Consider the following 21680-nt stretch of genomic DNA (forward strand, 5'->3'; position numbering starts at 1 on the left):
GGGGCGCAGGTGCCGGCGCAGGCGCCGGCGGGAACACCGCTCGGGCCGCTACGCCTGACGCAGCTCCGGAGCCTTCGCCCACAGCGGCCCGCCCCACTGCGCCTCGAGCAACTGCTCGATCGCAGCACCCGCGGTGTAGAGCCGCGCATCCTGCCGCGCCGGCGCCATGATCTGCAGCCCCACGGGCAGCCCGTCCTCCGGAGCAAGCCCCATCGGCAGACCCATTCCGGGCACCCCCGCCAGGTTCGCCGGAATCGTCGTCACGTCGTTGAGGTACATCGCCAACGGGTCCGCGAGCTTCTCGCCGAACCGGAACGCCGTCGTCGGCGCCGAGGGAGACACCAGGATGTCGGCCTGCTCGAAGCACGCCGCGAAGTCACGCTGAATGAGGGTGCGCACCTTCTGCGCACTGCCGTAGTAGGCGTCGTAGTAGCCCGCCGACAGCGCGTACGTGCCCAGGATGATCCGTCGCTTCACCTCGGGCCCGAACCCGGCCTCGCGCGTCGCCCCCATGACGTCCTCGACCGTGCCGCCCGGCACCTCCGACCGCAGCCCGAAGCGCACCGAGTCGAACTTCGCAAGATTGCTCGACGCCTCCGCGGGCAGGATCAGGTAGTAGGCCGCGACCGCGTACTCGAAGTGCGGCGCACTCACCTCGACGATCTCCGCACCCGCCGCCGCCATCAGCTCGAGCGTCTCGTGGTAGACCGACTTCACGCCCGCCTGGAATCCCTCGCCCTCGAGCTGCTTCACCACACCGACACGCACACCCTTGAGGGCATCACCCGTCTGACCGGCCCGAGCAGCCGCCGCCATCGACGGCCATGCATCGGGGATGCTCGTGGCGTCGCGCGGATCATGCCCGCCGATGACGTCGTGCACGAGCGCAGCATCCAACACCGACCGCGACACCGGCCCAACCTGGTCGAGCGACGACGCGAGCGCGATCGCGCCGTACCGGCTCACGCCACCGTAGGTGGGCTTCACGCCGACCGACCCGGTGACCGCGGCCGGCTGACGGATGCTGCCACCGGTGTCGCTGCCGAGCGCGACCGGCGCCTCGAAGGCTGCGACCGCCGCGGCCGAACCGCCGCCCGAACCGCCCGGGATGCGCGTGAGATCCCACGGGTTCTTGGTCGGCCCATACGCCGAGTGCTCGGTGCTCGAGCCCATGGCGAACTCGTCCATGTTCGTCTTGCCGAGCGGGATCATGCGCGCAGCGCGCAGGCGCGCGACGACCGTCGCGTCGTAGGGCGGAACCCAGCCCTCAAGGATGCGCGACCCCGAGGTCGACGGCATGTCGAGCGTGCACAGCACGTCTTTGATGGCGATCGGCACCCCGGCGAGCGCGGGCAGCGTCATGCCGGCGGCGCGGTCGGCGTCGACCTGCGCGGCCGTCTCGAGCGCGGCGGAGTTCACGTGTAGGAAGGCGTGCACATCGTCGTCGACCGCGGCGATGCGGTCGAGGTGAGCACGGGTGACCTCGACGCTCGAGATCTCGCCCGCGGTGAGCCGCGCAGCCAGATCGGCGGCCGAGGTGCGCGTGAGGTCGGTGGACGAGCCGGCGCCGGTCGACGCAGCACCCGAAGCCCCGGCGGCGCTCACTGCTCCTCCCCCAGGATCGCGGTGACGCGGAAGCGGCTGCCGTCGTGGTCGGGCGCCCCCGCGAGAGCCTCCTCGGTCGTGAGCGTCACCCCGGGCTCATCGGCGCGCAGCCCGCCCGTCAGCGGAATCGGGTGGCTGGTCGCCGGAACATCGGGCGTCGCCACCTCCTGCACCTTCGCCACCGAGTCGACGATCGCCCCGAGCTCGCCCGTGAGCTGCTCGATCTCGGCATCCGTCAGCGCGATGCGCGCGAGCGAGGCCAGATGCGCGACGCGCTCGGGCGTGATTTCAGACATGGGGCTCCCAGAGTGACCATCGGCGGGGGATGCTCCAGTCTACTGAGCGCACCCCAACCGTTCGGTCGTCCCGGTCGTCTGAGAAGATGAGGGCGGCACGAGCCGCCGACCCGCAGGGAGGCCCCATGTCCACCAGAACCATCGTTCGACGCGGCAGCATCGCGATCTTCGCGGCGGGCGTCGCCGTGGGGCTCGCCTCGGTGCTCTCGGCCTGCACGCTTCTCGGCGTGGGCGACGGTGCGTCGATGCAGGGCGACTGGGTGCTCGTCGCGGCCGACGACGCCGACGGCGCGTTCGATCTGACCCCGGCCGATGTCACGCTCAACGTCGAGGGCGCGGCGATCTCGGGAATCGCGGCGTGCAACCGCTACGGCAGCACGGTCGTGGGGCAGATCGGCGACAGCGACGAGCAGCCCGTGCGGTTCGAGGGTCTGTTCCAGACCGAGATGGCGTGCTCAGAAGACCGCATCATGCAGCTCGAAGTGCGGTACCTCACCGCGCTCGGGCAGGTCGACAGCGGCCTTCGCATCGACCCCGACACCATGGCGCTGCTCGGCGACGACGTACGCCTCGAGTTCGACCTGCTCATCGACGGCTGAGCCGCACGCAGCGGGGCGCACTCAGCCGTCGCGCTCAGCCGTCGCGCTCAGACGGCGCGCTCAGCAGTCTCGCGCTCAGCAATCTCCGCTGAGCCGTCTCGCGCTCACGCGGGCCGACACTCGCTCTCCCCGAGAAGGGTGCTCGCACTCCCACTGAGCCGCAGCACGACGAGCTCACCGTCCGCGCTCTCGCCCTTGACCTCGATGACGTCGCCGATGTCGGTGCGCGTCACGCGCATCCCGGCGTCATCCCACGCCTGTTCGATGCGCTGAGCGGCCGCCGAGACCGACGCGGCGGGATCGCCGACCCGCAGCACGGGGTACCGCTCTCCGACCACCCAGAGCGGAATCACGCACTCGCGCGGCGTCGGGTCGTCCTGCACATCCCAGTCGCCGCCGATCACCCGTTGGGCCTCATCGACCACGGCGAGGAAGCGTTCGCGCGCCTCGAGGTCGGTGACGGGCGTGGGCGACTGCACCGCGCATCCGGAGAGGGCGACGATCAGCAGCGTGACGACGCTCACCGAGGCGAGGCGACGAGCGACCGGACGACCGACCGGCCGACCGGCCTGCCCCTGGCGACGCCACGGTGTGCCGCGCGCCGTGCGCGATGGTGGGCGCGACATCGAGCGCGAGTGCATGCGCTCAGGGTAGCCCCGCCGCGCCCGCGCGACCGGCACGCCGATCAGAGCAGCAGCGCGAGAGTGCGACCCGCATCGCGCTGCGAGCCGTCGGTGACGAGCTCGCCCTTGTTGATTCCGATGAGGGCGAGGTTGCGCATCGACTCGGTGCCGGGGCTCCAGTACTCGTTGTGGCCGGTGGATGCCGCGAGCACGCGGTTGGTGATGACGTCGACGGTGCCGGCGACGCTCATGATGCGGGCACCGAATTCGGCCGCACCGGGGTCGGAGCCGAAGAACGAGCTGTTCGGGATCGGATCCCACGACGCCTCGCCGACGAAGACGTCACCGCGCACGTTCAGTTCGTCGACGCTCGAGGCGGGTGCGCCCGGCGACCCGATCATCGCGAGCGCATCGACCGTGGTGCTCTCCTCCAGGGCGAGCATGGCGGCCGTCGACCCGTAGGAGTGCGCGAGGAGCGAGATGAAGGGCTGGTCGGTGCCGCGAATCGTCTGCAGCCCGTCGATGGCGCTCGCGATCGCGTCGCGACCCTCGTAGGCGAGGTCGAGGCTGCCGACGTTGAGCAGGTGGGGGGTCTGATAGCCGATCCACGCGACGGTCGCGACGGTCTCGACCTCGTCGGTCGCCCCCGCTTCGGCGAGCAGCGAGAGCCACGACACCTGTTCGTCGTAGAGCCGCGCCGCCGTGTCCGTCCACTCGACGACGTTGCCGCCGACGGTGATGAACATGCCGGGCATCAGGTAACTGACGTAGTCGGCCGTCTCGAGGTCGCCGAGCACGATCGCGACCTTGCCGGCATCGTGGGTGTCGAGCTGCAGCAGGGTGCGGGGCGGATTCGCGGTCGCCGGGCCGAGCGCGTCGGCGATGGCGTAGAGCATCTGCAACCGCTGCAGGTTCTGCGTCGCGAGAGCACGACCGTCGAGCGATCCTTCGAGCTCGAGCTCGCGGATGGTCGACCGCAGCACGTCGCGGTTGGCCTCGTTGCGCACCGCGATGGGAATGCCGTCGAGGTTGCCGACGAGTTCGGGCACGGAGGTCAGCATCGACCGCTGTGCCCGGAGGTCGAGGCCTGCCCACCAGCCGCTCACCTGCGGAGCGCCGGGGGGAGCCGCCAGCAGTTCGTGGAGGCGTCGGGGGTTCGACTCCACGAATTCGGTCACCGCGGTGGGGGGCATCGCGGTGAGAGCGTGCAGCAGGGATGCGCCGGTGAGAGTCGCGATGCTCGACGCCGATCGGGGGATGGCGGGAGCGGATGCGGCGGCACCCTGCTGCGTGCTGGTGGGCAGGTCGAGGTCCCGCATCTCGGCGGGAGTCGTGATGATCGAGACGGGGGTGGCGGGAACGTTTTCGAGCGCGACAGGCGGCCCCGCGACCGTGGCCACGGTCAGCGAGGCGATCAGAACCGCTGTCGCATCGAACAGCACTGCCGGAATCCCCTTTGGCGCTGGCGGTCCGGGCATCCCCGAGTCGGCCCACCGGCGTCTTATCATGCTAGGCGAAGATTGTCCCCTTTTGGGGGGGTGTACCGAACATTCTTCTCAACTGACATCCAGCCGTTACACCGGTGTCATATTGCGTGACGCGCACGTCAGAGCTCGGTCGACCCGCTCTGCTGCAACGCCTCGGGCCCCTCGCGCACGAGGATCGCGAACTGAGCGGCATCGATGATGCGCAGGCCCAGCTCTTCCGCCTTCGCGAGCTTCGACCCCGCACCCGGGCCCGCGGCGACGAAGTCGGTCTTCTTGCTCACACTGCTCGCCGCCTTGCCGCCCGCCGCGATGATGGCCTCTTGCGCACCCTCGCGGGTGAAACCTTCGAGCGAACCCGTCGCGACGATCGTGAGGCCGGCGAGCACCCCTCCGGCCGCGGCGGCCGCCCCGGGCCCCGCATGGCCGGGGGTCGAGAACTGCACGCCGGCGGCCGACCAGCGGTCGACGATCTCGACGTGCCAGTCGACCGCGAACCAGTCGCGCACCGCTTCGGCGATGATCGAGCCGACGCCGTCGACCGCGGCGAGCTCGTCGAGGCTCGCCGCGCGGATCGCATCGAGCGACCCGAACCAGTCGGCGAGCGCTCGCGCGGCGACCGGCCCGACGTGCCGAATGTTGAGCGACACGAGCAGGCGCCACAGCGGTTTGGTCTTCGCCTTCTCGAGCTCGTCGAGCAGCTGCAAGGCGAGAGCGCTCGGCACCGCGACGGGCTGACGGCGGATGCCGCGCGCACGGATCTCGGCAGGGTCGAGCCCCTGCGCCTCGGCCGGATACTGCTGCTCGATGCGGCGGAAGGGCGACCGGCGCTTCGCCTCGCCGTCGTCATCGAGTTTGGCGAGCCCGGTCTCGGCGTCGCGGACGATCACTTCGATGGGCAGCAGCTGCTCGAGGGTGAGGTCGAACAGGCCCGCCTCGGTGATCAGCGGCGGAGCATCCGGAACCTCGGGTTGCGTGAGCGCCGCGGCGCTGATCTCGCCGAGGCCTTCGATGTCGAGGGCTCCGCGGCTGCCGATGTGCTCGACGCGGCCGCGCACCTGGGCGGGGCAGCTGCGCGCGTTGGGGCAGCGCAGGTCGATGTCGCCCTCTTTCGCGGGGGCGAGCGCGGTGCCGCACTCGGGGCAGTTCGTCGGCATGACGAATTCGCGCTCGGTGCCGTCGCGCAGGTCGACGACCGGCCCGAGCACCTCGGGGATCACGTCGCCGGCCTTGCGCAGCACGACGGTGTCGCCGATGAGAACGCCCTTCGCCTTCACCACGTCTTGGTTGTGCAGGGTCGCCTGCCGCACCTCGCTGCCGGCGACGCGCACCTTCTCCATGACGGCGTAGGGCGTAGCGCGGCCCGTGCGGCCGACGCTCACGACGATGTCGAGCAGGCGCGTGTTGACCTGCTCGGGCGGGTACTTGTAGGCGATCGCCCAGCGCGGCGCCCGGCTCGTGGCGCCGAGCTCGGCGTGCAGGGCGAGCTCGTCGACCTTGACGACGACGCCGTCGATCTCGTGCTCGACGGCGTGCCGGTGCTCGCCGTGGTAGGCGATGAAGGCGGCCGCGTCGATGGCGGAGTCGTGCACGCGGAAGTGGCTGCTGATGGGCAGCCCCCAGCGCTCGAGCAGCGAGTAGACCTCGCTCTGAGCGGTGACGGGCGGGTCGGGCCAGGCGCCGATGCCGTGCACGAGCATCCGGAGCCGGCTGAGCCGGTCGCGCATGCGGGCGAGCGCCTCCGCGCTCTTGCCCTCGGCCTTCTGGCGCAGGCTGCCGCTCGCGGCGTTGCGCGGGTTGGCGAACTCGCGCTCGCCCGCCTCGCGCTGCAGGGCGTTGAGCTCGTCGAACGCCGCTTTGGGGATGAACACCTCGCCGCGCACTTCGACGAGCTCGGGCAGCTCGTCGGCAGCACCCGACAGTCGCTGCGGGATGCCCACCAGGGCCGACACGTTCTGCGTGACGTCCTCCCCCACGCGTCCGTCGCCGCGCGTGGCCGCCGTGACGAGCAGCCCGCGCTCGTAGCGCAGGTTGAGGGCCAGCCCGTCGATCTTGAGCTCGCACAGCCAGCGCACGGGCCGACCCGCATCGCGCTCGACCTTCGCGGCCCACTCGGCGAACTCCTCGGCGCTGAACACGTTGTCGAGGCTCAGCATGCGCTCGGCGTGCTCGACCGGGGCGAACAGGGTCGTCTCGGCGCGGCCGCCGACCGTCTGGGTGGGCGAATCCTGGCTCTGCAGCTCGGGGAACGCGTGCTCGATGAGCTCGAGCCGGCGCACGAGGGCGTCGTAGGTCGCGTCGTCTTCCAGCACGGTGTCGCGCGCGTAGTAGGCGTCGCGCAGCTCGAGGATGCGGCTCGTGAGCGTCTCGACCTCGGCGCGCGCCTTATCGCGCGTCAGGGCGTCGACGCTGAGGTCGTCGACCGGCGTGCCGGTGGTCGCGCGTGCGTCAGTCTCAGCCACGCGCACAGTCTAGGAGCGGCCCCTGTCAGGCACCCAGGACGCGGTCGAGGTAGTCGTTGGTGAAGACGCGGTCGGGGTCGAGCCGGTCGCGCACCGCCACGAAGTCGTCGAAGCGCGGGTACGCCGGCCGCAGGTCGGCGGCGCTGCGCGTGTGCAGCTTGCCCCAGTGCGGCCGACCGTCGTGAGCCCGCAGGATCGCTTCGGCGGCGGCGAGGTAGTCGCGGGCATCCTCACGGTGATAGCGGTGCACGGCGATGTAGCTCGATTCGCGGCCGTGCGCGGTGGAGAGCCACACATCGTCGGCGGCCGTCGCCCGCACCTCGATCGGGAACGAGATGCGCCAGCCGTTCTGCTCGATCACCCGATCGAGGTCGCGCATGACCGATGCCACGGCGTCGAGCGGCACCGAGTACTCCATCTCGCGAAAGCGCACTCTGCGTTCGCTCGCGAACACGCGGTGCGAGTAGTCGGCGACCTGACGGGTGAACGCGACCCCGCTCGCGAGCCGGTTGAACGCGGGGATCGTTCCTGGCGCGATCGAGCCGATGCGGCACAGCACCTCGTAGAGCCCGTTGCCGAGCAGTTCGTCGTCGAGCCAGCGCTTGACCGGCCCGACGGGCGTGCGGAGGGCGTCGGCGGGCAGCCGCGTGTTGTTGCGCGTGAGCGCGAACCGCGTGTGCGGAAACCAGTAGAACTCGACGTGGTCGGCCTGCGCAGACCGATGCGGCCAGTCGTCGAGCACGGCATCGAGGGGCTCGGGATGCTCGTCCGCGGCGAGCACGAACGCCGGCACGGTCTGCACGGCGAGGTCGACGAGCACCCCGAGGGCTCCGAGCCCGAGGCGCGCGGCGGGCCACAGCTCGGCATTCTCGGTCGCGCTGATCGGCATCAGCCGCCCGTCGGCGGTCGCGAGCGTCACGGCGCGCAGCTGCGTGGCGAGGCCGCCGAACGCGCGGCCGGTGCCGTGCGTGCCCGTACTGACGGCGCCCGAGATCGACTGCACGTCGATGTCGCCGAGGTTCTCGAAGGCGAGCCCGTGCTCGTGCAGCAGCGCCGAGGCGTCGCGCAGCCTCGTGCCCGCGGCGAGCGTGACGAGGCCAGTGCTCGCGTCGACCGCGGTGAGCCCGGCGAGGTCGGTCAGGTCGAGCTGCACGCCCGGCGCGACGGCGATTCCCGTGAACGAGTGGCCCGCCCCGATCGCCTTGACGGGCACGCCGTCGGCGCGGGCCCGCGCGATGGCGTCGACGACCTCGTCGCCGCTCGCGGGCCGCTCGACGCGCACGGGCGTCACCTGCTCGGTGCGGGCCCAGTTGCGCCACCGCTTCGCCGTCACAGGAACACCTTCCCCTCGCCGCGGTACGTCGGCAGTTCGCCCGTCACCCGGTCGCCGTCGACGACGAGGTAGGCGTCGAGGTGCTCGGCGAGCTCTCCGGCTTTCGTGTGGCGCAGCCAGACCCGATCGCCGACCTGCAACGCGCGGGCGGCCGGCCCGCGCAGGGGGGTCTGCACCTCTCCCGCGGCTTCGGTGCCGAGCATCCGGAGCCCCGCGGGCCAGACCACCTGCGGAAGGCGGTCGGTGCCGGGCGGGCCGCTCGCGATCCAGCCGCCGCCGAGCAGGGTGACGATGTCGTCGGCCGGGCGCCGCACGACGGGCAGGGCGAAGGCCGCGGCCGGTGCGGGCGTGAAGCCGCGATAGGTATCGAACAGGTGCGGGCCGAGGAGGCCGCTGCCGGCGGCGAGCTCGGTGACGCTCGGGTCGGCGGCGGTCGACTCGAGGGATCCGGTGCCGCCGCCGTTGACGAACCGCAGGGGCGTGCCCGCGCTGTCGGCGACGGCGCGCACCGCGTCGATCGCGCGCCCGCGACGGTCGGCGAGCTCGGCCCGCGACCGACGCTGGATGCCGCGCACGAGCGCGCCGCGCAGGGGGCGACCCGGGGGCGCGTCGCCGAGTCCCGCGATCTGCGCCTCGTAGGCCATGACGCCGACGAGGGTGAACCCGGGGCGTTCAACGACCGTGCGCGCGAGGGCGGCGAGCTGCGCGGGCTCGTGCAGCGGGCTGCGCCGCACCCCGAGGTGGCCGAGCGGGCCGCGCCAGCTCGCGTCGAGCTCGAGGGCGATGCGGATGCTCGGCCGCGCGCCCAGCGCGACCACCGCGTCGATCAGGTCGAGATGAGCGACATCGTCGATCATGAGCGTCACGCGCGCGGCCAGCTGCTCGTCGGTGGCGAGCCGCGCGAGGGCCGCACGATCAGTCGTCGGGTAGCCGAGCACGACATCGTCGATGCCACCGCCCGGCTGACCAGGGTCGGCGAGCCACAGCGCCTCGGGCAGCGTGTAGGCGAGCACCCCCGCGAAGCCGGGGTGGGCGAGCACGGCCTCGAGCACGCCGCGCACCCGGATCGACTTGCTCGCCACCCTGATCGGCACTCCCCCGGCACGGCGCACGAGGTCGGCGACGTTGAACGCGAACGCCGCGCGATCGATGACGCCGAAAGGCGGGTCGAGGTGCGCCGTCGCGGCGGAGAGGCGCGGCCAGAAGTCAGCGGGGGTCGCGCCCGGCCGCTCGCCCGGCACGTCGTCGCGCAGGCGCAGCAGCTCAGCGGTCACGGCGCCAGTCTAGAGAGCGGCGAACTTCGCGTCGCGTGGCGCAGGGCCGCTTGCGGGTGACACAGTGTCACGGTGTGAGGTGGTGACTATGGAGAGCATCGGTGAGTTGGCACAGCGGACGGGAGCATCGCGTCGCATGCTGCGCCACTGGGAGACGATCGGGCTGCTCACGCCGGCCCACATCGATCCGAGCACCAACCGCCGGAGCTACGCGCCCGCGCAGGCGAGCACGGTTCGCGCGATCGTCGCACTGCGTGCGAACGGTTTCGGGCTCGACACAATTCGCGACTTGCTCGACCAGGGGCTGACCGAGGCGCGGCTCATCGACCTCCTGCGCGAACGGGAATCCGAACTGGTCGACCGAATCGACCAGGATTCTGTCGCGCTCGGGCGGGTGCGAGAGCGCCTCGAGTCGCTCGAGAAAGGTCGCCACATCATCATGAACACCCTCACCATGACCACCCTGCCGGCGCTCCAGCTTGTCGGGTTCACCGACGTCGTCACCGACGAGACTGAGATTCCCGGTGCCGTTGAGCGATTGCTCGATCTGCTGGGCGTGAGCGAGCACGAGCTCCGCAGTGACATCGTGCTCATCTACGACGGCACGACAGACGAGAGCATCATCACGGTCTCGGCAGCGCTCATCGACGGCACAGCGCTCGCGGGCCTCGACACCGTTGTCGAGGCCGTCGTCAGGGTGAGCGGCGCTCCCTCGGCGGTCGTCGCGCGTTTCGACGAGCGCCCCCTGAGCACGGGAGATGCGTGGATCGCCCTCGACGCGGAGCTGGAGGCGAAAGGGCTTCGAACGACTGGTCCGTATCGACAGACCCTGCACAAGGGCGGAGCCATGACCCTCGCCGCGCCAACGACCGAACTGCAGTAGCGAGTTAGGATGCGGTGGCCGGCACCGCGCTGACCGTGCGGTCGATCGTGCACTGACCGAGCACGCGCGTACCGACGTAGATGACCGCGGTCTGTCCGGGTGCGACGCCGAGCAGCGGCTCGCTGATCTCGACGACGAGCTCGCCATCGTGCACGCGCGCGATCGCCGGCACGGGGTCGGCGTGAGCCCGCACCTGCACGTGGCAGTCGAACGGGAGGAGGGCATCCGGAGCATCGGGGTCAGCGATGCGATCGGCGGCAGGGTCAGCCGCGGTGATGCCGCTCGCGACCGGGTCGAGCCCCGCCCACGTGAAGCGGCGCCCGGCGAGCTCGCGGATCGCGAGCGCCTCGCGCGGCCCGACGACGACCTCGTTCGTGCGCGGGCGCACCTCCAGCACGAAGCGCGGGCGGCCGTCGGGCGCGGGCACGCCGAGGTTGAGTCCGCGCCGCTGGCCGACCGTGAAGCTCGTCGCGCCGTCGTGCGCTCCGACGACCGCACCGGAGCGGTCGACGATCGCGCCCTCGACGGGCGCGATGCGGTCGGCGAGCCAGCCGCGCGTATCGCCGTCGGGGATGAAGCAGATGTCGTGGCTGTCGGGCTTCTGCGCGACCGTGAGCCCGCGCGCAGCGGCCTCGGCGCGCACGACGGCTTTCGACGGGGTCGTGCCGAGCGGGAACATCGCGTGGGCGAGCTGCTCGGTCGTCAGCACGCCGAGCACGTACGACTGGTCCTTGGCCTCGTCGGAGGCCCGGTGCAGCTCGCGGTTGCCCGCGGCGTCGGTGACGATGTGGGCGTAGTGCCCGGTCGCGACGGCGTCGAAGCCGAGGGCGAGCGCCTTCTCGAGCACGGCGGCGAACTTGATGCGCTCGTTGCATCGCATGCACGGGTTGGGGGTGCGGCCGGCGGCGTACTCGGCGATGAAGTCGTCGACGACGTCGGCACGGAACCGCTCGCTGAAGTCCCACACGTAGAACGGGATACCCAGCAGCTCGGCCGCGCGACGCGCATCGAGGCTGTCTTCGATCGTGCAGCAGCCGCGGCTGCCGGTGCGCAGCGTGCCGGGCATGCGGCTGAGCGCGAGGTGCACGCCGACGACGTCGTGGCCGGCATCGACGGCGCGCGCCGCCGCGACGGCGCTGTCGACGCCACCGCTCATCGCTGCCAGAACCCGCATGCTTCCAGGGTAGCCGCGCTGCATGAGCACCGCCCGCGTGACGAATCACGGAGAAATGACGGAGATCAGGGCCACGGCCGTGCGAAGAAAGGTCTGTCAGGCCTGGATTCCGTGATTCGTGACGGGGCGAGCGGGGCGAGCGGGGCGAGCCGGGCGGGTGGGGCGAGCGGGGCGAGCCGGGCGGGTGGGGCGAGCGGGGCGAGCCGGCGGGGCGAGCGGGGCTGCTAGCGGCCGAGGCGCGGCTGCTGCGCCGCGAGCCCCGCCGCCTGCGCACGGGCGACCGCCTCGGGCAGTGCGGCGAGCAGTGCGTCGATCTCGTCAGCCGTGGTCGCCGGGCCGATCGTGATGCGCAGGGCGCCGCGAGCATCCGCCTCGCTCAGACCCATCGCGAGCAGCACGTGACTGGGTTCGGGCACCCCGGCCTGGCACGCCGACCCGGTCGAGACGGCGATGCCCCGGCTGTCGAGCAGCATGAGCAGCGAGTCGCCCTCGGCGCCGGGAACCGTCAGGTGCAGCGTGCCGGGGAGCGCGAGGGCGTCGAGCTCGGCGGCCCGCAGGGGGTCGGGCTCGGCCACCGCGGCGCCGGCCGCCCCCCGCAGCACGGCCTGCGGCACCGCGCTCCGGATGCCCGCCGCGAGCCGCGCCCGAAGCGCACGCTTGTGCGCGGCCCGCTCGGCGAGCTCGGCGTGCGCGAACTCGGCCGCGACAGCGAAGGCGACGGCGCCCGCGGCGTCCATGGTCCCCGAGCGCCCGCGCTGCTGCCCGCCGCCGTGCAGCAGCGGCACCACCTCAGCACCACGACGCAGTACGAGCGCCCCGACCCCCACGGGGCCGCCGATCTTGTGCGCGGAGATCGAGAGCGCCGACACCCCCGGCGGCAGCGGATCGAGCCGCACCTGCCCGTAGGCCGCGATCGCGTCGACGTGCACGGGCACGCCGACGGCCGCGGCGAGCGCCGCCGCCTCGGCCACGGGTTGCAGCGTGCCGACCTCGTTGTTGGCGTGCAGCATCGTCAGCAGCGCGACGTCGGATCCGTCACCGAGCGCCTCGGCGAGCGCGTCGACCCGCAGCCGCCCGATCGCGTCGACCTCGAGCCACGACAGCTCGGCGCCCTCCTGAGCGGCGAGCCACTCGACGGCGTCGAGAGCCGCGTGGTGCTCGGTGCGCGGCACGAGGATGCGCGCCCGCGCGGTGCCCGCATTCCGCGCCCAGAACATCCCCTTGATGGCGAGGTTGACGGCCTCGGTTCCCCCACCCGTGAAGGTCAGCTCGATCGGGTCGACTCCGAGCGTCGCGGCGAGGCGTGCGCGCGCGTCGTCGAGCACCGCGCGGGCGTGCTGGCCGGCTCCGTGGATCGACGAGGGGTTGCCCACGAGCTCGAGCGCCTCGAGATACGCCGACCGCACCTCCGTCGGCATGGGTGAGGTGGCGGCGTGGTCGAGGTAGATCACGCGGGCCTCCTCTCGGCGCACGGTCGATGACACGGCGGTGAACGGCGCTCGTCTCGCGTTGACCTAGCCTAAGACGCATGGCCTCGAACGACCCCCTCGGGCATCTCGGCGTGCGGCAGACGCCGCGCGGCGGCGAGCTGAGAGTCTTCAGCACGCATGCCACGGCGGTCGAGCTCTGCATCTTCGCCCCCGACGACCCCACCTGGATCGCCGAGACGCACGCGATGCATCGCATGCGGTCGGGCGTCTGGCACATCACGACCCGGTCGCTCGCGCCGGGCGTGCGCTACGGTCTGCGCGTCGACGGCCCCACGGGGCCGACGCACGCCTTCGACCCCGAGCGTGTGCTGCTCGACCCCTACGCGCGCGGACTCGCCCGCACGCCCGACGGCGACTGGCGCGGCTATGTGCAAGACGACGCCTTCGACTGGGGGGGCGTGCAGAAGCCGCGCATCCCCCTCGACCACACCGTTCTCTACGAGGCGCACGTCAAGGGGCTCACGAAGCTCGCACCCGAACTGCCCGACGAGCTGCGCGGCACCTACGCGGGCCTCGCACATCCGTCGACGATCGGCTACCTGAAAGACCTCGGGGTCACGACGGTCGAGCTGCTGCCCATCCACCAGTTCGTGAGCGAGCAGCGGCTGCAGGGCCAGGGCCTCGTCAACTACTGGGGCTACAACACCCTCAACTTCTTCACGCCGCACGCCGCCTACGCGACGCGGCAGGCGCAGTTCGGCGGCACCGGTGCCGTGCTGCGCGAGGTCAAGGGCATGGTCAAGCTGCTGCACGAGGCGGGACTCGAGGTCGTGCTCGACGTGGTCTACAACCACACCTCCGAGGAGGGCCCGGAAGGGCCGACGACGAGCTTCCGCGGCATCGACGCCGCCACCTACTACCGGCAGACGCCCGACGGCGCCTACATCGACACGACCGGCTGCGGCAACACGATCGACTTCTCGCAGCCCGTCGCCCAGCGCCTCGTGCTCGACTCGCTGCGCTACTGGGCGAACGAGGTGCAGGTCGACGGCTTCCGCTTCGACCTCATGGCGACGCTCGGGCGCGACGCGGGTGCCGAGTTCGACCCGCAGCATCCGCTGCTGCGGGCGATCCTCGACGACCCGGCGCTGCAGGGCGTCAAGATGATCGCCGAGCCGTGGGATGTCGGCATGGGCGGCTGGCAGGTCGGCGCCTTCCCGAACGGCTACCACGAGTGGAACGACGGCTTCCGTGATCGTGCGCGCGCCTTCTGGCTGACGGATGTCGGCACGGCCCGGGCGCACGGCACCGCCTCCGAGGGCATCGGCTCGCTCGCGCGGCGCATCACCGGCAGCGCCCACGTCTTCGCCGCCGAGCGCGGGCCGCTCGCGAGCGTCAACTTCATCACCGCCCACGACGGCTTCACGGTCGCCGACCTCACCGCGTACAACTCGAAGCACAACATCGGCAACGGCGAAGACAACCGCGACGGCACCGACAACAACCGCTCGTTCAACTTCGGCGTCGAAGGGCTCACCGATGATCCGGTCATCACGACCGCCCGGCGCAAGGCGATGCGCAACCTCCTGGGCACGCTGCTGCTGAGCGCGGGCATCCCGATGATCACCGCCGGCGACGAGATCGGCCGCAGCCAGCGCGGCAACAACAACGCGTACTGCCACGACAGCGAACTCACCTGGCTCGACTGGGACCACGACGGCTGGCAGCAAGACCTGTACCGCGTCGTGCGCCGGCTGCTGCGGCTGCGCCGAGAGAATCCCGCCCTGCGGCCCGTGCGCTACGGCCGGTGGGGCGAGACCGTGCCGAACGCGACGCAGATGGACTGGTTCAACAAAGACGGCCAGGCCATGACGATGACCGACTGGGACTCCCCCGCCGAACGCACGCTGCAGTATCTCGCCGCCTCGACGCCCGAGTTCGAGGAGTTCAACCGGATCCTGCTGATCGTGCACGGCATCGAGGAGCCCGTCGAGGTCACGCTCCCCGCGCACGACGGCGTGGAGGGCTACACGCTGCTGTGGGACAGCTCGCACGACGACATCACCGATCAGGTGAGCGAGCACGCACCCGGTGAGACGCTCGTCGTCGGGCCGACGTCGATGCTGCTGTTCCGCGCTCATGGCTAGACCGGCGTCGTCCGCTCCGGGCACGCCCGCCACGGTCGCCCTCGCGGCGGCGGGCATCGCGTTCACGGCGCACACCTACGCGCACGATCCGGCCACGACGAACTACGGCCTCGAAGCCGCGGCGGCGCTCGAGCTCGACGCCGACCGGGTCTTCAAGACCCTGCTCGCCGAGGCGGACGGCCGGCTCGTCGTCGGCATCGTTCCGGTCACGGGGATGCTCGACCTCAAGGCCCTCGCCGCCGCCGTCGGCGCCAAACGCGCCGTCATGGCCGACCCCGCCGTGGCCGAGCGCAAGACGGGATACGTCGTCGGCGGCATCTCGCCCATCGGGCAGAAGACCGCGCTGCCGACCATGCTCGACGAGACGGCCGCCCTGTGGCCGACGATCTACGTCTCGGGCGGTCGTCGCGGCTTCGACATCGAGCTCGCGCCCGACGACCTGCTGCACGTCACGGGTGGTCGATTCGCCGACATCGCGCGCTGACCAGCCAGGCGCGACGAGCGCCCGGCGCCCGCGCGATCAGTGGGCGACGGCGACGAGTCCGAGCTCGGCCGGGTTGGCGAGCAGCGCGTGCTTCGGCGTGACCCGCACGTTGTAGCCGAACGATCCCGAGCGCGCGAGCGGCACTGTGCCGACGAACGTCGCGGGCTGGCCCAGTTCGTGCTCGGAGAGCTCGAGCGGCTGGCGCCGAACATCCACGAGATCATCGCCGTTGCGCGCCCGCCCGAACGCGACCTCGACGAGCACGTCGTCGGGCGAGAGCCCCGCGAGCTGCACGTGCGCGCGCACCTTGAGCTCATCGCCGACCTGCGGCGACTGCACACCACCCGACTCGACGTGGGTGACCGAGACGTGCGGCCATTCGGCGGCGACGCGCGCCTTCCAGGCGGCGAGCTCGCGCGCAGGGCGGTTGCCGTCGGCCGTGATGGCGCGCTCGGCGTGCGCCGCCGGCACGTAGAGCCGTTCGACGTACTCGCGCACCATGCGGTCGGCCGAGAGCTCGGGCGAGAGCGTGGCGAGCGTGTGGCGGATGCTCTGCAGCCAGCGGCGCGGCAATCCGTCGGCGTCGCGGTCGTAGTAGCGCGGGGCGATCTGGTGCTCGATGAGGTCGTACATCGCCTCGGCCTCGAGCTTGTCGCGCTCGGCACCGTCACCCGCGGCGTCGGCGGTCGGGATCGCCCAGCCGTTCTCGGCGTCGTAGTACTCGTTCCACCAGCCGTCGAGGATCGACAGGTTGAGAGAGCCGTTGAGGGCCGCCTTCATTCCGGATGTTCCGCACGCCTCGAGCGGACGCAGCGGGTTGTTCAGCCAGATGTCGGTGCCCGGGTAGAGCAGTCGGGCCATGCCGATGTCGTAGTTGGGCAGGAAGACGATGCGGCGGCGCAGCTCGGGCTCGGCGGCGAACTGCACGAGCTTCTGGATGAGCGCCTTGCCGCTGTCGTCCGCCGGGTGCGACTTGCCGGCGATCACGAGCTGCACGGGGCGCTCGGGGTCGGTGAGCAGCGCGCGCAGGCGGTCGGGGTCGTGCAGCATGAGCGTCAGGCGCTTGTAGGTGGGCACGCGGCGGGCGAAGCCGATGGTGAGCACGTCGGGGTCGAGCAGCTCGGCCATCCACGACGGCGCGGCGATGCCGGGGTTCTGCTCGGCCCACGCTGCCGTCACGCGTTCGCGCGCATCGGTGACGAGCTGCTGGCGCATGGCGCGGCGCACCGACCACAGGTCGGCGTCGCTCACCGCCTCCGACCTCCAGTCGCACGCCGAGGTCTCATAGGTGCCGAGCTTCTCCTTGGCGAGCGCGACCATGAGCGGGTCGGTCCAGGTGGGGGCGTGCACGCCGTTCGTCACCGAGGTGATCGGCACGTCGCCCTGATCGAAGCCCTGCCACAGGGCGCCGAACATGCCGCGCGAGACCTCGCCGTGCAGCTTGCTCACCCCGTTGGCGCGCTGCGCGAGCCGCAGGCCCATGACAGCCATGTTGAAGACGGCCGGGTCGCCGCCCTCGTAGTCCTCGGTGCCGAGCGCGAGCACGTCGGCCGCTGTGACGCCGGGCAGCAGGTCGGTCGAGAAGTAGCGCTCGATGAGCTCGCCCTCGAAGCGGTCGATGCCCGCGGGCACGGGGGTGTGCGTCGTGAAGAGGGTGCCGGCCCGAACGACCTGCAGGGCCTCGGTGAACGACAGGCCGTCGGCGATGAGGTCGCTGATGCGCTCGAGGCCGAGGAATCCGGCGTGGCCCTCGTTGGTGTGGAACACCTCGGGGGCGGGCGTGCCCGTCACGTCGAGGTAGCGCTTGATGGCGCGCACGCCACCGATGCCGAGCAGCAGCTCCTGCAGCAGGCGGTGCTCGCCGCCGCCGCCGTACAGGCGGTCGGTGACGCCCCGCAGCTCGTCGCTGTTGTCGTGGATGTCGGTGTCGAGCAGCAGCAGCACGACCCGGCCGACATCCATGCGCCACACGCGGGCGTGCAGCGCCTCGCCGCCCGGCAGGCTCAGCGTGATGCGCACCGAGGTGCCGTCGGGCTCGCGCAGCATCTGCATGGGCAGGCCGTCGGGGTCGATGAGCGGGTAGCTCTCTTTCTGCCAGCCGTCGCGGTCGATCGCCTGCCGGAAGTAGCCGGCGCGGTAGAACAGACCGACGCCGATGAGGGGAAGGCCGAGGTCGCTCGCGCTCTTGAGGTGGTCGCCGGCGAGGATGCCGAGCCCACCGGAGTACTGCGGAATCGCCGAGGCGATGCCGAACTCGGGCGAGAAGTAGGCGATGCGCTGCGGGGCGTCGGACAGCGACTGGTACCAGCGCGGCTGCTCGAGGTAGGCCATGAGGTCGGCGCGCAGCGCTTCGGCCTCGGCCATGAAGGCGGCGTCGTGCGCGAGCTCGTCGAGCCGGGCAGGGTCGACGGCGCCGAGCAGCGCTACGGGGTCGTGGTCGAGCTCCTCCCACCGCTGCGGGTCGATGCGCGCGAACAGCGCCTTGGTCGGCTCGTGCCACGACCAGCGCAGGTTGGCGGCGAGCGCCGACACGGCGGCGAGCGACTCGGGCAGAACGGTACGGACGGTGAAGCGGCGGATCGCCTTCACGCTCATCACTCCTCGGCATGGGGCGTGGTGTGGGGGCACCCCGCTTCACTCTAGGCGAGCGCGCGGGCGACCGGGAACCGGTTCCAGCCGGGCAGGGCGCTCGGAGGCGGGCGCGCGACGCGCGCCGTGCGCCTCAACGCGCGACGGCTCCCGGGCGGCGGCGTCGCGAGGCGCCGTTAACGACGAACAGGACCGGACTCGCGATTGGGGGGAATCGAGTCTCGGTCCTGTACCACGGGGCAGTTCGGGTCGCTCCGTGCATGTCGGGATGCGGGCTGCTCGCTTCGGGTATACGAGCCGTTCGCTTTCCGAACATCAGAGTACGACCGAGCTCCGACCGTGACTAGTTCTTGACGAAGATTCGTGTACCCCGACCGGGGTACATTATGTCCCCCCTTGTGCCGACACGGCTCGCGACGCCGTATTCCCGGTCTCGGCGACCCGCGCATCCACCCCGCCCCCGGCGTAGGGTCGACGTGTGGCAACGACGCAGACTCCGCCCTTCACGCACCGCATCGGGCGCATCCCGATCCGCCAGTTGAGCCCGCAACAGCCCGAGAACCGCTGGCCGAGCACGGCGTTCGTCGGCGAGGTCGTGCCGTTCGCCGCCACGGTCTTCCGCGAGGGGCACGACCTGATCGGCGCCGAAGCCGTGATCACGCTGCCCGATGGCACCGTCGAGCGGCACGTGCTCGAGCAGCGCGTGGCGGGCACCGACCGGTGGCACGCCGAGGTGCAGCTCGTGCAGGCCGGCACGCATCGCTGGCACGTCGAGGCCTACGCCGACGACTGGGCCACCTGGCTGCACGCCGCCACCGTCAAGATCGCGGCCGGCGTGGATGTCGAGCTCATGCTGCTCGAAGGCGCGCAGCTGCTCGAGCGCGCCGCCGCGCTCGCCGGAGCCGTCACCGCCGCGGCCCCGGCCGCCGCCGTGCTGACGGATGCGCGCACGGCGATGCGCAAGATGACGCTCACCCCCGCGGCCCGGCTTGCCGTGGCAACCGACGCCCGCGTCGTCGCGGTGCTCGCCGCCCACCCCCTGCGCAGCCTGCTGACACGCAGCGAGCAGCTCGAGCTGCGGGTGGAGCGCACCCGGGCCGCCGTGGGCAGCTGGTACGAGTTCTTCCCCCGCTCCGAAGGGGCCAAGCAGCGCAAAGACGGCTCGTGGCAGAGCGGCACCTTCGCCACGGCGACCAAGCGGCTGCCCGCCATCGCGAGCATGGGGTTCGACGTCGTCTACCTGCCGCCGATCCACCCCATCGGCCGGCTCAACCGCAAGGGGCCCAACAACACCCTCACCCCGGGCCCGCACGACCCCGGCAGCCCCTGGGCGATCGGCTCGAGCGAGGGCGGGCACGATGCCGTGCATCCCGACCTCGGCACCGTCGCCGACTTCGAGTCCTTCGTCGCGGCCGCGGCTCAGAACGGCATCGAGGTGGCCATCGACCTGGCCCTGCAGTGCGCGCCCGACCACCCGTGGGTGGCCGAGCATCCCGAATGGTTCACGACGCTGCCCGACGGCTCGATCCGCTACGCGGAGAACCCGCCGAAGAAGTATCAAGACATCTACCCGCTCAACTTCGACAACGACTACGAGGGGCTCAGCCGCGAAGTGCTGCGGATCGTGCGCCTGTGGATCGATCGGGGCGTGCGCATCTTCCGCGTCGACAACCCGCACACCAAGCCGCTGCACTTCTGGGAGTGGCTGCTGCACGAGGTCAATACCGAGCACCCCGACGTCGTGTTCCTCGCTGAGGCCTTCACGCGCCCGCCCATGATGCAGGCGCTCGCCGGCGCCGGATACCAGCAGTCGTACACCTACTTCACCTGGCGCAACACCAAGACCGAGCTCGAGGACTACCTGACTGAGCTCAGCCACGAGACGAGCGCCTTCCTGCGCCCGAACCTGTTCGTCAACACCCCCGACATCCTCACCGAGTACCTGCAGTTCGGCGGCGTGCCCGCCTACAAGGTGCGCGCGGCGATCGCGGCGACGGCCAGCCCGAGCTGGGGCGTCTACAGCGGCTACGAGCTCATCGAGAACGTGGCGCGGCCCGGCAGCGAAGAGAACATCGACAACGAGAAGTACGAGTACAAGCCGCGCGACTGGGCCGCCGCCGAGAAGGCGGGCCGGTCGATCGCGCCGTACCTCACGCGCCTGAACCGCATCCGCGCCGAGCACCCCGCGCTGCGGCAGCTGCGCAACCTGGCGGTGCACGCGAGCGACGACGAGGCGATCCTCGTCTACTCGAAAGTGCTGCCCGGCCGATTCGTGCGGAGCGGCCGCAGCGACGGCATCATCGTCGTCGCCAACGTCGACCCGCACTCGGCTCGCCAGACGACCGTTCACCTCGATCTCGCCGCCCTGGGGCTCGACCCCGGCGCGACGTTCGACGTGAAAGACCTCATCACGGGCGAGAAGTACCGCTGGGGTGCGGACAACTTCGTGCGGCTCGACGCCTTCGTCGAGCCCGTGCACATCCTGCGCATCGAGTACCCGAAGGGCATCTGATGACCGAGCGACAGCCCCGACGCACCGCAGGGCCGCAGGGCGATGCGGCGCCCGCGCCGAGCACTCCCCCGCCCCCCGCCCCTCCGGCCCTCCACCCCGACCACCGCCGGGCGATCGTCGAGGGTCGGCACCCTCGGCCGCACGACGCGCTCGGCCAGCACTGGATCGACGGCTCGGGCTGGGTGGTGCGCGTGCTGCGGCCCCTCGCCGAGAGCGTCTCGATCGTGCGCGCCGACGGCACGACGCACCCCCTCGCGCACGACGCCGACGGGCTCTGGCACGGCCTGCTGCCGGGCGCGATCGACGAGGGCCAGGCCTACACGGTTCTCACCACCTACGACGGCGGCCCCGACTGGCATGCGGACGACCCCTACCGCTTCGTGCCCAGCGTGGGCGACGTCGACCTCTACCTGTGGGGCGAGGGGCGCCACGAGCAGCTGTGGCAGGTGCTCGGCGCCCACCATCGTCCGCATGAAGACGTCGACGGAACGAGCTTCAGCGTCTGGGCCCCGCACGCGCAGGCGGTGCGCGTCGTCGGCGACTTCAACAGCTGGAACGGTGTCGGCCACACCCTGCGCCGCCTCGACGACAACGGTGTCTGGGAGCTCTTCGTGCCCGGCCTCGGCCCCGGCTCCACCTACAAGTTCGAGCTGCTCACCCCCGAGGGCGCGTGGGTGACCCGGGCCGACCCGATGGCGCGCTACACCGAGACGCCCCCGGCCACCGCCTCCGTCGTCGGTGACTCGCACTACGCCTGGGGCGATGGCGACTGGATGGCGAGCCGT

Annotated in this window: 16 protein-coding genes; 6 read left to right on the forward strand and 10 right to left on the reverse strand. The window is 71.5% G+C overall.

Annotated features, from left to right (window positions below; translation table 11 throughout):
• Positions 1-48: 48 nt before the first annotated feature.
• Together gatA and gatC are read right to left on the reverse strand one after the other, a co-directional pair.
• Positions 49-1605: an Asp-tRNA(Asn)/Glu-tRNA(Gln) amidotransferase subunit GatA gene (gene gatA / locus ACTIE9_RS06655; protein WP_439564791.1), complete on the reverse strand. Its 1557-nt coding sequence runs from the start codon at positions 1603-1605 to the stop codon at positions 49-51.
• Positions 1602-1901, reverse strand: coding sequence for an Asp-tRNA(Asn)/Glu-tRNA(Gln) amidotransferase subunit GatC (gene gatC, locus ACTIE9_RS06660; RefSeq protein WP_439564792.1), 300 nt, complete (start codon positions 1899-1901; stop codon positions 1602-1604). Before gatC ends, gatA begins: the two co-directional genes overlap by 4 nt.
• A 125-nt stretch (positions 1902-2026) precedes the next feature.
• Here gatC and ACTIE9_RS06665 point away from each other — a divergent pair, with 125 nt between their 5' ends.
• The gene (locus ACTIE9_RS06665) at positions 2027-2500 is read left to right on the forward strand and encodes an META domain-containing protein (RefSeq protein ID WP_439564793.1); all 474 of its coding nucleotides are present in this window, start codon (positions 2027-2029) and stop codon (positions 2498-2500) included.
• Between the two features lie 104 nt (positions 2501-2604).
• Here the strand turns inward: ACTIE9_RS06665 and ACTIE9_RS06670 are convergent, their stop codons facing one another.
• The 5 genes from ACTIE9_RS06670 to ACTIE9_RS06690 form a co-directional block, all read right to left on the reverse strand.
• On the reverse strand, positions 2605-3141 hold the full coding sequence (locus tag ACTIE9_RS06670; protein WP_439564794.1) for a hypothetical protein: 537 nt from the start codon (positions 3139-3141) through the stop codon (positions 2605-2607).
• Positions 3142-3185: 44 nt separating this feature from the next.
• Positions 3186-4565 carry an alpha/beta hydrolase gene (locus ACTIE9_RS06675; RefSeq protein WP_439564795.1) on the reverse strand — a complete coding sequence of 460 codons (1380 nt, stop codon included), beginning with the start codon at positions 4563-4565 and terminating at the stop codon, positions 3186-3188.
• Positions 4566-4729: 164 nt separating this feature from the next.
• Positions 4730-7006 (reverse strand): NAD-dependent DNA ligase LigA, encoded by a 2277-nt coding sequence (gene ligA, locus ACTIE9_RS06680; protein ID WP_439564809.1) that lies wholly within the window; start codon positions 7004-7006, stop codon positions 4730-4732.
• A gap of 88 nt (positions 7007-7094) precedes the next feature.
• The gene (locus tag ACTIE9_RS06685; RefSeq protein WP_439564796.1) at positions 7095-8402 is read right to left on the reverse strand and encodes a D-arabinono-1,4-lactone oxidase; all 1308 of its coding nucleotides are present in this window, start codon (positions 8400-8402) and stop codon (positions 7095-7097) included.
• Positions 8399-9676: an amino acid deaminase/aldolase gene (locus tag ACTIE9_RS06690; protein WP_439564797.1), complete on the reverse strand. Its 1278-nt coding sequence runs from the start codon at positions 9674-9676 to the stop codon at positions 8399-8401. The genes ACTIE9_RS06685 and ACTIE9_RS06690 overlap by 4 nt, the downstream gene beginning before the upstream one ends.
• Before the next feature lie 88 nt (positions 9677-9764).
• On the opposite strand from ACTIE9_RS06690, the gene ACTIE9_RS06695 reads away from it, so the two are divergent.
• Entirely contained in the window at positions 9765-10559 is a 795-nt protein-coding gene (locus tag ACTIE9_RS06695) for a MerR family transcriptional regulator (RefSeq protein ID WP_439564798.1), read from the forward strand.
• Positions 10560-10563: 4 nt separating this feature from the next.
• Here ACTIE9_RS06695 and mnmA read toward each other — a convergent pair whose 3' ends face one another.
• Together mnmA and ACTIE9_RS06705 are read right to left on the reverse strand one after the other, a co-directional pair.
• Positions 10564-11733: a tRNA 2-thiouridine(34) synthase MnmA gene (gene mnmA / locus ACTIE9_RS06700; protein WP_439564799.1), complete on the reverse strand. Its 1170-nt coding sequence runs from the start codon at positions 11731-11733 to the stop codon at positions 10564-10566.
• Between the two features lie 224 nt (positions 11734-11957).
• Positions 11958-13151: a cysteine desulfurase family protein gene (locus ACTIE9_RS06705; RefSeq protein ID WP_439564810.1), complete on the reverse strand. Its 1194-nt coding sequence runs from the start codon at positions 13149-13151 to the stop codon at positions 11958-11960.
• 110 nt (positions 13152-13261) lie between these two features.
• Between ACTIE9_RS06705 and glgX the strand changes: the two genes are divergently transcribed.
• Together glgX and ybaK are read left to right on the forward strand one after the other, a co-directional pair.
• Positions 13262-15310 carry a glycogen debranching protein GlgX gene (gene glgX, locus ACTIE9_RS06710; RefSeq protein ID WP_439564800.1) on the forward strand — a complete coding sequence of 683 codons (2049 nt, stop codon included), beginning with the start codon at positions 13262-13264 and terminating at the stop codon, positions 15308-15310.
• The gene (gene ybaK, locus ACTIE9_RS06715) at positions 15303-15794 is read left to right on the forward strand and encodes a Cys-tRNA(Pro) deacylase (protein ID WP_439564801.1); all 492 of its coding nucleotides are present in this window, start codon (positions 15303-15305) and stop codon (positions 15792-15794) included. The genes glgX and ybaK overlap by 8 nt, the downstream gene beginning before the upstream one ends.
• Positions 15795-15830: 36 nt before the next feature.
• Here ybaK and glgP read toward each other — a convergent pair whose 3' ends face one another.
• Complete coding sequence (gene glgP, locus ACTIE9_RS06720; RefSeq protein WP_439564802.1) at positions 15831-18383, reverse strand: alpha-glucan family phosphorylase; 2553 nt, start codon at positions 18381-18383, stop codon at positions 15831-15833.
• 478 nt (positions 18384-18861) lie between these two features.
• Here glgP and ACTIE9_RS06725 point away from each other — a divergent pair, with 478 nt between their 5' ends.
• Complete coding sequence (locus tag ACTIE9_RS06725; RefSeq protein ID WP_439564803.1) at positions 18862-20895, forward strand: alpha-1,4-glucan--maltose-1-phosphate maltosyltransferase; 2034 nt, start codon at positions 18862-18864, stop codon at positions 20893-20895.
• Positions 20895-21680 (forward strand): GlgB N-terminal domain-containing protein (locus ACTIE9_RS06730; RefSeq protein WP_439564804.1); only part of this gene is annotated, 786 nt, incomplete at its 3' end. The genes ACTIE9_RS06725 and ACTIE9_RS06730, both read left to right, overlap by 1 nt.

Origin of the sequence: Microcella sp., assembly GCF_051860105.1 — a bacterium.
Classification (GTDB): Bacteria; Actinomycetota; Actinomycetes; order Actinomycetales; family Microbacteriaceae; genus Microcella.

Excerpts from the sequence above, each read along its gene's own strand:
- gatC (WP_439564792.1), bottom strand. The coding sequence starts at position 1,901 with ATGTCTGAAATCACGCCCGAGCGCGTCGCGCATCTGGCCTCGCTCGCG.
- ACTIE9_RS06665 (WP_439564793.1), top strand. The coding sequence starts at position 2,027 with ATGTCCACCAGAACCATCGTTCGACGCGGCAGCATCGCGATCTTCGCG.
- ACTIE9_RS06670 (WP_439564794.1), bottom strand. The coding sequence starts at position 3,141 with ATGCACTCGCGCTCGATGTCGCGCCCACCATCGCGCACGGCGCGCGGC.
- ACTIE9_RS06695 (WP_439564798.1), top strand. The coding sequence starts at position 9,765 with ATGGAGAGCATCGGTGAGTTGGCACAGCGGACGGGAGCATCGCGTCGC.
- mnmA (WP_439564799.1), bottom strand. The coding sequence starts at position 11,733 with ATGCGGGTTCTGGCAGCGATGAGCGGTGGCGTCGACAGCGCCGTCGCG.
- ACTIE9_RS06705 (WP_439564810.1), bottom strand. The coding sequence starts at position 13,151 with ATGCCGACGGAGGTGCGGTCGGCGTATCTCGAGGCGCTCGAGCTCGTG.
- glgX (WP_439564800.1), top strand. The coding sequence starts at position 13,262 with ATGGCCTCGAACGACCCCCTCGGGCATCTCGGCGTGCGGCAGACGCCG.
- ybaK (WP_439564801.1), top strand. The coding sequence starts at position 15,303 with ATGGCTAGACCGGCGTCGTCCGCTCCGGGCACGCCCGCCACGGTCGCC.